Consider the following 10,626-nt stretch of genomic DNA (forward strand, 5'->3'; position numbering starts at 1 on the left):
TTAAAGATATTCAAAGCCATTATTATGCGCTGTTGCTACTAAAGGTGATAAAACATCGTGAAACCTCTCTGGTGTAAAATCTTCCTCACCTTTTAATCTGGGAAACACAGTTCGATATTCTTCTTCGAATTTTTTGTTTGGCTTTAATTGTCTAAGAGTAAAAAAAGCATCTTTTTGAAACTGAAAGAATTTCTGAAAATAGAAATCAAGATGAGGTAACTTGCTATTTTTTGAAGAGTTAAATGTTGGATCAACAGGTATTAAATTCCAAATTAAATCGTGAGAAACAAAGGCATATGGAATAAAATGATCAAGCGCATAATTCTCGGGATCTAATAGCTTATTAGTAAAAATACATCGCGCTCCTTGTCTATGCTTAAGATATGTAGTCCAGTAACTATTTCGCTGTTGAGTTAAAGAATTTCGTTTGGCAGGTTTTATAAGTTTATTAGGAATATCAGGGACATTGGGATTGCGGGCTTGTAAAAACAAGGATAAATTCCAATAGCAAAATTCTTTTAGGAGTTTAGCATGAGTCCTGAAATACTTGTACCATGTTTCATCAATAATTATTTTTTGATCGAAGAGTGCATACGGAGGTTTGTTCTCGAACTCCTTTGACAATGAGTAAATTTCCTGTCTTTTCTTTTTTTTGTACCACGGACTGAGGAACCAGTGAGGGACATTTTTATCAAAATGAAGAAGTTTTTTCTGGGTCTCATAGTGAGGGGAATCCTTCAATCTTTTCTCAATTTCAGTCTTTTGCAGAGTTATTGGAAGATTCTCTAAATTTTGAACGAATTTAATACTTGACTGAATTTTGTCTTGACTACCAAATGACAATTTGAAGAAACTGACTGTGTACCAAGGATGAGAAAGCATTTTTGCAAAGAGATCTAATTTATTTATTTCTCTCTTACCGCTTTCAATGCTATCAATGATTGCTAAAAACCAAAAGAATTTATACGTAGCAGAGGTGTTATTGAAAACCTGTGCTAACTTTTGAATCGGTAGATCTTCGTATCCAGGTAAAAAATCCGAAACTATAGTTCGTTTACTCATTCAATAATGAATTTTGAGTGTTCAGTGTAGGGAGAGAATCTTCAGCATCAGCTTCAGAAGAAATAAATGTAGGAAAATAAACTCAATTGCTGCAGTTGTTATTAAGAAACCTTCTTCACCAACACCTCCCAAAAATGCCATTTTTAACTGGTCGGTAGTCGGGACAGTAGCGGGGAGTCGGGAGATGATGATGAAATTTTTGAAGCATAACTCCTAACTCTTAACTCATAACTTTTCCGCAGCATTACTATGCCGCCACATTTTGGTGACTTTTCCGGCCTGGTTCCTCTCGAAGAGCACCTCTTCGCCAGGTTCCTTGTCGTCGCGCATACGGCGAAAAGTATCTCCTTCTTCATGCGTAAGCAGGGTCATCTCGGCAGACGGGCTCCCGCTGGGCATGTAGATCACCGCCAGCTGCCCAAACCACTCTGCCACATGCACTTCCGATGCCCAGGGCTGGTAGTTGTAGATCCCGGTATAAGCGCTGAGGTCGGCCGCAGTTTCTTCTTCCTTTTGAGCTTTGGCTTTCTTGAGGATATTCACGATTTCCTCCCCATACTTCCCGGGATTGTCCATCGCATTCATCATTACCACAACCGAAAGTTCCTGTGCAGGGATCAGGGAAAAGACAGTCCTGTAACCGGGGCAGCTGCCGCCGTGTCCTACTGTTTTTTCTCCGCCATTATTCTGTACCGCAAAACCAAGGCCCCAAAAGGTATTGAAATCGGGATCCACCCAATGTACCCGCTGCATTTCCTTGAGGGTGGAGGGTTTCAGGATCTCCTCCTTTCCGTTGTTGAGCAGCCTGAACTGCCAGGAAGCAAACTTCGCCAGGTCTTCTACGGTAGAGGAAAATCCGGCTGCAGCCTTGATCCCGCGCGCGTCGAAGAGCTTCACCTTTTCACGGCTGCCATCGCGCTTCACAGCCGAATAGCCCATGGCCAGTTGCTGCCCCCACTGCTCCTGTGGCAAATAAGGTTTGGTGTAGTTGAGCTGCAGCGGCTGTAAAATAAGCTCCTTAATATACTGGTCATATGGCATTCCCGAAACTTCTTCTATCACCTCTCCCAGCAGGCTCATCCCAAGATTGCTGTATTGAAAATAAGTGGAGGCGGTATACAGCGTTTCCTGCTTGCCCAGCTCCTCTTTTACCTGCTCCCTGCTCGGAAATGGAAAGTCAGGCCCCGTCCAGTAAGGAGTGTCTGACTCCCGGGGAAGTCCCGAGGAATGGGTGAGAATGGATCGTATAGTGATGGGACCGCTCTGCTCGTATTTCTGCTGAATGTTGAAGCCGGAAAGATGCTCTGAAACCGGATCGTCTAGTCGCAGTTTTCCTTCCTCATACAGGTTCATGATCGCAATAGAAGTGAAGAGTTTGGAGATGGAACAGATACTGTAAATGGTCTTTGGTGTGGCCGCCACCCGCTGCTCCACATAGGAATGCCCGTAGGCTTTGCTCCAAATGAGCTCCTGGTCTTTCACAATTGCTACGGAAAGCCCGGGAATATTATCGTATTGTACCTGCGCCTCCAGCCAGGTATCTATAAGATGGAATGCATCGGCAAGACTGTCTTTTTCTGAAGTCTGCGCATTAATGCTGAAGCTGAAAAAACATGCGAGTAGAAGTAAAGCTGTTTTCATAATGAAGAGATGTTGTAATGTAGGAAATTTAAGTATATTCCGGAAATATTTTTATCGGAAGCAGATTACTTCTGAAGCGCCTGTGTGGAAAGCGGCTTTAGTGGTGAAGGATAAGCTTTCCGGTTATTTCTTCAGAAGAAAAGGCTTCCGCAGTAACACCTCCCAAAAATGTCATTTTAGGAACATCTTTCCGAAGCTCCTTCCGAAGCAATACCTCTCACAAATGTCATTTTAGAACCTTTCCGAAGCTCCTTCCGAAGCAATACCTCTGAGGAAGACCTTCAAAAATAAGCGTAAAACAATGGTCTGTGCTCTCCATATGTTCAGGATACAGCGGAACACCAAAGGCAAAAAGAAGCTTGAGTCGTTCCCCCATGATCCTGGATATTAAAACCGTATCGGAATTTAAACAGATCTTCTGCAGGCCGGGAGCAAAACAATGAATGATCGTCTGCCGTTGCCAGGACAATTCCAAACTGCAGACACACCTCTTAAAAATGCTATTTTAGAAAACCATTTATTGGAGACGATCAAAGGGGAGACCTTAATCAACAAATTCAAATTTCAAAACCCTTCCTGTAGCCGAAACTGTAGCTTCCGGTACTTTCTGAACAAGAGAAGTCTCTTCCCCTGCTTTAAGAAAGGCCCGTTGCCTGTTTTTCATCCGGTAATCTACAGTATCGATCATGATGGCGCGGTCAAATTCAGAAAAATAGGTGAACTCTGCAGTCAGGGTGGCAACATCCTGTCCGGTTTTATTCTTAACCTCAAAACGGGCCAGGCCTGTGTCATTGATGTCAATAAATTTCACAGGAAGGTCTTCCTTTTCGCAGGCAGTAAAACCTGTAAGGCACAACATTAGAATTATTACATTTTTGTACATCTCTCTAAGTGTTTCACCTACCAATTTACGAAAATCTGCTGAAAGAGCGGCTATTAAGAAACTTCTGTAGGATTGGTCATATTTCCGGCTCTTTTATAATAGAGAGTTCAAGATTCACCAGCCTGCAGCAGCTTTTTTTTGTTGAATATAGAAAAATTTCTGAAAGCGATATCAGTAGATAACAGTTCTTTTTAATTAAGCCTCCGCAGCATAAAAAAAGGGAAAGATCTTTCTGATCTCTCCCTTCTGTAAGCTTGATCTATTAATTAGAGATCACCTGTAGTGCGCGCCAGGTGACTTTTATAGTCTTTGATATACGACTGAAATTCTTCCTGGATCTCTTTTGCTTTGGCTTCGCTTCCCGCACGCTTGTTAAAAGCTTTCATCCACTCCACATCCCTGGGACTCATTTCCCATTCCAGTGCCTGAATTCCTTCTTCTATTTTGAAAGCCACTACATGATCCCATTCACTAAACAGTAGATCAAAAGCTATGACAGGCCCGGCATGACCTGCATCCTGATCTGTTGGTATAAAGTATTCTTTGATGATCTTTTTGGCATCTTCCATTTTACCTTGTTCAAATTTTATAAAAGTGATGTAATACCAATTAAGATTCTCATGCTTTTTAGCGGTCATCTCCCCGGTATCCTGGGCAAAGGAGAAATTAAAGCACAGTAATAATGCAATTACGGGTAACAGGTTTCTTAGTGTTTTCATAATTATATGGATTTAAGTTAGCGGGGGAGAGTTCAACAATTCAGCCTCAGCAATGGAGACATTTTTAGGGGATAGCCACTAAAGTTATTAAAAATCAACGGATTATGCTAAAAAAAGTGTTCAGTGTTCGGTGATCAGTGATCAGAAATTTGAGGATGTGGTGATTTGAAGATTTGAGGATGAAGTAAAGCAAACGCAAAGCACCAAATTCCAAATTCCAAATTCCAATGAGTATAGTTTGAGGATGTGGTGATTTCAAGATTTGAGAATGAAATACTGCTCATTGTTTTAGGAAGAAAAAAAACAACTCCCCGATAATGAGATTGCTTCGCTGACGCTTGCAAAGACGGTTCAAATGTCATTTCGACAGAGCCTTTTCTTTTGGTAAAAAGAATAGGCGACGAGAAAGCGCAGCTTCGACGTAGTCAAATCTCATCATGCTGTGGACAAGAAAAATTTGAAGAGGTGGTGATTTGAAAATTTGATGATGGGAAAGTGTTCAGTGTTCGGTGATCAGGAATATAAATTTGAGGATGTGGTGATTTGAAGATTTGAGGATGAAGTAAATTAAATTCCAAGCACCAAATTCCAAATTCCAAATTCCAATGAGTATAGTTTGAGGATGTGGTGATTTAAGAATTTGAAGATGAAATTCTGCTCATTATTTTAGGAAGGACAAAAAAACTACTCCCCGATATGAGATTGCTTCGCTTTCGCCTGGCCAGTAGGCAGGCTCGCAAAGACGCTTCGATGAAAGCTTTCCCCCATTAACTAATTCACCAATTCCTAATCCCCAATTAACCATTCACAACTAACCAATAACTCCTCGGACATATTCCAATTAACAGGAAATTTTCCATTTTTAACAGCCTGCTGTATTCATCACATCCAATTTATTTTTACTTTTGGAAATATTCCTATTAAACGGAAAATATCCAAAATATGGAGAAGAATAAAGCTATTTTACACCTCGACCTGGATACATTTTTTGTGTCTGTAGAGCGTTTGCTGCATCCCGAACTGAATAACCGTCCGGTGCTGGTAGGTGGCCTGGGAGATCGCGGGGTGGTGGCGGCATGTAGTTATGAGACACGCCGGTATGGAGTGCATTCGGGCATGGCAATGAAAGTAGCCCGGCAGCTGTGTCCCGCAGCCACTATTATCAAGGGAGAAACCACCACCTACAGTAAATATTCCAATGAAGTAACAGAGATCATACAGAGTAAAGTACCTGCTTTTGAGAAAGCGAGCATCGACGAATTTTACGCCGACCTCACCGGAATGGATAAGTTCTTCGGTACCTACCGCTTTGCCTCCGAGCTGCGGCAGGAGATCATGCGCGAAAGTGGACTCCCCATTTCCTTCGGGCTCTCCCGCAACAAGGTAGTGTCGAAGATCGCCACGGGCGAGGCCAAACCTAACAACCAGATGCTCATAGAAAGCGGCGCCGAAAGATCATTTTTGGCACCTCTGTCTGTCCGCAAGATTCCCATGATTGGGGCAAAGACTTTTCAGACGCTGCTGGGGCTGGGGGTAAGGGAGATAAAGACGATCCAGGAGATGCCGGTGGAGATGATGGAGAGCGTGCTGGGCAAGAACGGGCGTACCATCTGGAAACGTGCGCACGGCATCGATGAAGTACCTATCATTCCGTTTCACGAACGCAAATCCATCTCGGCCGAACGCACCTTTCACCGCGACACCATCGACATGGTACAGCTACATGCCACGCTTACCGCGATGACTGAAAGTCTGGCGTACCAGCTGCGGCGCGGGGATAAGCTTACCTCGAATATAAGTGTGAAGATTCGGTATTCAGATTTTAATACCTATACCAAACAGGCGAGCATTCCCTACACCAGTGCCGATCATATCCTTATCCCGAAGATCGAGGAGCTTTTTAGGCAGCTGTATAACCGGCGGCTGCTCATTCGCCTGGTGGGAGTGAAGTTCGGCGGACTCGTGGGCGGACATTACCAGATCAACTTATTTGATGACAGCGAAGAGATGCTGGATCTGTATAATTCTATTGACCGCATTCGTAACCGGTTTGGGGAGAACAGTGTAATGAGAGCATCAACCATAGGCGGCACCAGCATAGGTGGAAGGCAAAACTCTTTCGACGGCGCCCCACCTATGTTGTATGCGCATAGACAGAGCTAATTTTTCGCCGGGGCGAAAATTAGCTCTGCATTCAAGGTTCAAAATTCAAGGTTCAAAATAAATTTGAAGATGTGATGATTTGAGGATTTGAAAATGGCGAGACTGCTTTTTCAGCTCCCTGTAGGATTGGGGCAAACTGAAAAAGAGAAAAAATTCCCCCGTCAGTTCGAGTGAATTGTAGACTGCGAAAGCAGGATGCAATTCGTATCGAGAACAAGGGACCTCTCGACTCCGCTCGAGGTGACAATGAGTAAAAATAATGTGATGATTTGAGAATTTGAAGATGAAAAAATTTCACACAAAGCACACAAAGATTTAAAAAGAAGAGCACGAAGAGATCTGCGTAAATCTGCGGGATCTGCGGGAAAATAAGTGTTCAGTGTTCGGTGATCAGTGATCAAAAGTGGGCAGTTCTTTTTCAGCTCCCTTTAGGATTGGGGCAAACTGAAAAAGAACAATCCGACAACAGCCAACAGCCAACAGCTCAAAACATAACTCATAACTCCGACCTCATAACATATAAGAGTATGAGTAAAAAAAGTTATCCGTGCATCCGTGGCTTTTTTAAGGTTAAGTAAACGGTAAACAGAAAACAGTAAACATTTTTACAACTAATTGGAATTTGGCCCTCCTTCGCCTAAAAAAGCTACGGCGGGTAAAAATTTGACAAATTGGAATTTTAAACAGCATGTTTTTAAACAACCACACATATTATTCCCTCCGCTACGGAACATTTCCGGAGAAGGAATTGTGTGACCTGGCGCGGGAGCATGGAGCTACAGCGGTGGCGGTGACCGATATCAACAACACCTCGGCCTGCCTCAGCTTTTTGAAGACGGCTCAAAAATATGATTTTAAAGCCCTCATCGGGATCGACTTCCGGAATGGCGTGCAGCAGCAATACGTGGGACTGGCGCGGAGCAATGAAGGCTTTAAAAATCTCAACGATCACCTGGCGGCGCACCTGCATGTGGAGAAGGAATTCGCTGTAGATGCCCCGCCGCTGGAGGATTGCTGGTTTATTTATCCGCTGGAGCAGGTGATGAGGTGCCAGAAATGGGATTTTAGAGCCGATGAATTTATAGGGGTTTCGGTGGAAAGCCTGCGCAAGCTGAAATTTTCAAAATACCTTGAATTAAAAGACAAACTGGTGCTGCTGCAAACAGTCAGCTTCCGGAATAAAAAAGATTACAACGCCCACCGCCTGCTGCGGGCGATCGACAGGAATATTTTGCTGAGTCAGCTGCCGGAATCTGAGCAAGGCTCGCCCTCTCATAAAATGCTGCCCAAAAATGCCCTTTTTGAGACCTTTGCAGATTATCCTTTTATTCTGGAAAACACACAGCGGCTTATTGACGGCTGCGAAGTCAACTTCGGATTTGACAGCGCCCGCCAAAACCGGAATCTGCAGATCTTTAGCAGCAGCAAAGAGGAAGACGCAGAAATCCTGAAGAAACTCTGTTATGAAAATCTGCCACGCCGCTATCCCTATGCCACGCCCGAAACCTATGCGCGGGTAGAGAAGGAGCTGCAGGCGATCGTCAAGCTGGGGTTCGTATCTTACTTTTTGATCAACCACGATATTGTGGAATATGCCAAGTCGAAGAACTATCCGTTCATTGGCCGGGGCAGTGGGGCAAACTCGGTCGTCGCCTATATTATTGGCATCACCAATGTAGATCCCATTGAGCTCAACCTGTATTTTGAACGCTTTATCAACGCCAGCCGACATTCGCCGCCCGATTTTGATATCGACTTCTCCTGGAAGGACCGGCAGGATGTGACCGGTTATATTTTCAGGAGATATAAAAACACAGCCCTGCTGGCCACCTATGTCACTTTTAAACGGCGGGCCGTGATAAGGGAGCTGGGGAAGGTGTTTGGATTGCCTAAAGTGGAGATCGATAAATTGTCTTCGGGCTTTTTTGATCCCAAAAGCCTGGATGAAATGGAGCAGCTGGTTTTTCGCTACAGCGGATTGATCGCCGGCTTCCCAAATTACCTGAGCGTACATTCCGGCGGGATCGCCATTTTGCAGGAACCGGTGCATAGTTATGCCTCCACCTTTTTGCCGCCCAAGGGCTTTGCGACCATTCAGTTTGATATGAATATCGCCGAAGATGTGGGCATTTTCAAGTTTGACATTCTCGCCCAGCGCGGCCTCTCCAAGATCACCGATGCCATTGAGATCATTAAGGAGAATCAGCCGGCCGCTGAAATTGAGGACATGGAGAATGTATTGGCGTTCAAGAACGACCCCAACATCAATAACCTCTTGCGCACCGGCGATTGCATGGGTGTGTTCTATGTGGAATCTCCTGCTATGCGGGGACTTTTTCAGAAACTCCAGACCGATGATTACCTGGGGCTGGTGGCAGCGAGTTCCATTATAAGACCCGGAGTTTCCAACGGCGGGATGAAGGAGGAGTACATCAAGCGCCACCGCGATCCTGAACGTCGTAAGCAGGCGCATCCCGTTTTGGCAAAGATCCTTGAGGAAACCTATGGCGTCATGGTGTACCAGGAGGATGTGCTCAAGATCGCCCACTATTTCGCCGGACTCTCCCTCGAGGAAGCCGACATTCTGCGCCGCGGCATGAGCGGAAAGAAGCGGAATGAGGTGGACTTTCGAAAGCTGGAGAATAAATTCAGAAGGAACTGCAGGGAGAAAGGCTATTCCGAAGCCCTGACCGAAGAGGTGTGGACCCAGATCCTGTCCTTTGCCGGCTATGCTTTTCCGAAGGGGCATTCGGCTTCCTATGCTGTGGAAAGTTATCAGAGTCTCTACCTGAAATACTATTTTCCGCTGGAATTCATGGTGGCCTGTCTCAACAACGGCGGCGGATTTTATGATGTTGAAACTTACATTCAGGAGATCCGCAAGTGCGGCGGAAGGGTGCATCCGCCATGCATCAACAAAAGCGACCATCATACCGTGATCTACGGAAAAGATATCTATCTGGGGCTGGGTTATATCAAGGAGCTGGAGATAAAGGTGGTGCAGCGTATTCTCGAGGATCGCAATTTCTTCGGAAGTTTTAAGTCTTTTGATGATTTTATCGATCGGGTGCCCATCTCTATCGAACAGCTGAGCATCCTGCTGAAGATCGATGCCTTCAGGTTCACCGGCGTGGACAAGCACCACCTGCTGTGGAAGGCCTACTTTAAGCTCAACCGTTCCCGCACCCGCAGCGGACAAACCCTGTTGTTTCGTCCGCCGCACCGGGATTTTGACCTTCCGGAGCTGTCGCATTCCATGCTGATCGATGCCTATGACCAGATGGAGCTGCTGGGTTTCTCCCTGCACGACCACTTCAGGCTCCTGAAACCCGAAAATTATCAAAACCTGAAGCGTCCCGGAGTGGTAATGGCAAAAGACCTGAAACAGCATTTGGGGAAAACAGTAGAGATCTACGGGCATTTGATCACAGCCAAACGCACCCCCACGGTCAACCGGGAGTACATGTGCTTCGGAACTTTTTACGACCGCGCCGGAGATATCTTCGATACCGTCCAGTTCCCCCGTGCGGCAGAAAAATTTCCGTTACACAGCAAAGGGATCTATCTATGTAAAGGGAAAGTAATGGAAGAACTGGATTATATCTACATCATCCTCGACTGGCTTGAGCGGCAGGAAACAGTAGGTGATCCAAGATACGTAAGCAGTACGCGCATGAAAATTTCTTTAAAGGAGGATGGGAAGGGAATGATTTTGAAGTAGGCAGTGATCAGTGGTCGGTGATCAGTGATCAGTGATCAGGAAGTTAGATTTACGATTTTAGAAGTAGATGCTTTTCCCGTTTTACCCCTCCCGATATTCTTATGGATAAACCAAGGTTAAATTAAGGGATTTTTCATATTGCCTGTTTTCTCTAATTAAGGCGAAGATCCTGTTAATTAATTTTGCTCTTACAGCATTAACAACAGTCATTTTGTTCTTTCCTTCTGCTATTTTTCTTTCAAAATAATCCCTGAGCTCACCCTTCATTTTTATTGCTGACAAGGCAGCCATATGGAAAAGTGTTTTAAGCTTTTTATTTGCTCTGTGAGACACTTTATTTTTTGATCTTTGACTTGTTCCCGAATGAAAAGAAAAAGGAGCTACACCTATATGACAAGCAAATTTACGCCCGTTTTCAAATTTTGTAAAACCACCGG

7 protein-coding genes are annotated in these 10,626 nt (G+C 44.7%); 2 read left to right on the forward strand and 5 right to left on the reverse strand.

Annotation, left to right across the window (positions count from 1 at the left end; genetic code table 11):
- From G564_RS0112190 to G564_RS0112220, 4 genes are all read right to left on the reverse strand, one after another.
- Nucleotides 1-1,062 (reverse strand): HNH endonuclease domain-containing protein, encoded by a 1,062-nt coding sequence (locus G564_RS0112190; protein WP_037373966.1) that lies wholly within the window; start codon nucleotides 1,060-1,062, stop codon nucleotides 1-3.
- A 225-nt stretch (nucleotides 1,063-1,287) separates the two neighbouring features.
- Nucleotides 1,288-2,703, reverse strand: a complete 1,416-nt coding sequence (locus tag G564_RS0112195; protein ID WP_029037909.1) for a serine hydrolase — start codon at nucleotides 2,701-2,703, stop codon at nucleotides 1,288-1,290.
- Nucleotides 2,704-3,247: 544 nt separating this feature from the next.
- Nucleotides 3,248-3,586, reverse strand: a complete 339-nt coding sequence (locus G564_RS0112210) for a hypothetical protein (protein WP_029037911.1) — start codon at nucleotides 3,584-3,586, stop codon at nucleotides 3,248-3,250.
- A 266-nt stretch (nucleotides 3,587-3,852) separates the two neighbouring features.
- Nucleotides 3,853-4,305 (reverse strand): hypothetical protein, encoded by a 453-nt coding sequence (locus tag G564_RS0112220; RefSeq protein WP_037373967.1) that lies wholly within the window; start codon nucleotides 4,303-4,305, stop codon nucleotides 3,853-3,855.
- Between the two features lie 942 nt (nucleotides 4,306-5,247).
- On the opposite strand from G564_RS0112220, the gene dinB reads away from it, so the two are divergent.
- A complete protein-coding gene (dinB, locus tag G564_RS0112225) occupies nucleotides 5,248-6,468 on the forward strand; it encodes a DNA polymerase IV (RefSeq protein ID WP_029037913.1) in 1,221 nt (406 codons plus the stop codon).
- A gap of 688 nt (nucleotides 6,469-7,156) precedes the next feature.
- A complete protein-coding gene (locus tag G564_RS0112230) occupies nucleotides 7,157-10,189 on the forward strand; it encodes a DNA polymerase III subunit alpha (protein WP_029037914.1) in 3,033 nt (1,010 codons plus the stop codon).
- Nucleotides 10,190-10,288: 99 nt separating this feature from the next.
- On the opposite strand, the gene G564_RS0112235 is transcribed toward G564_RS0112230, so the two are convergent.
- Nucleotides 10,289-10,626: transposase (locus G564_RS0112235; protein ID WP_029037915.1), on the reverse strand; the 338-nt coding region annotated here is incomplete at its 5' end.

The organism is Salinimicrobium xinjiangense DSM 19287 (assembly GCF_000423585.1).
GTDB classification, from domain to species: domain Bacteria; phylum Bacteroidota; class Bacteroidia; order Flavobacteriales; family Flavobacteriaceae; genus Salinimicrobium; species Salinimicrobium xinjiangense.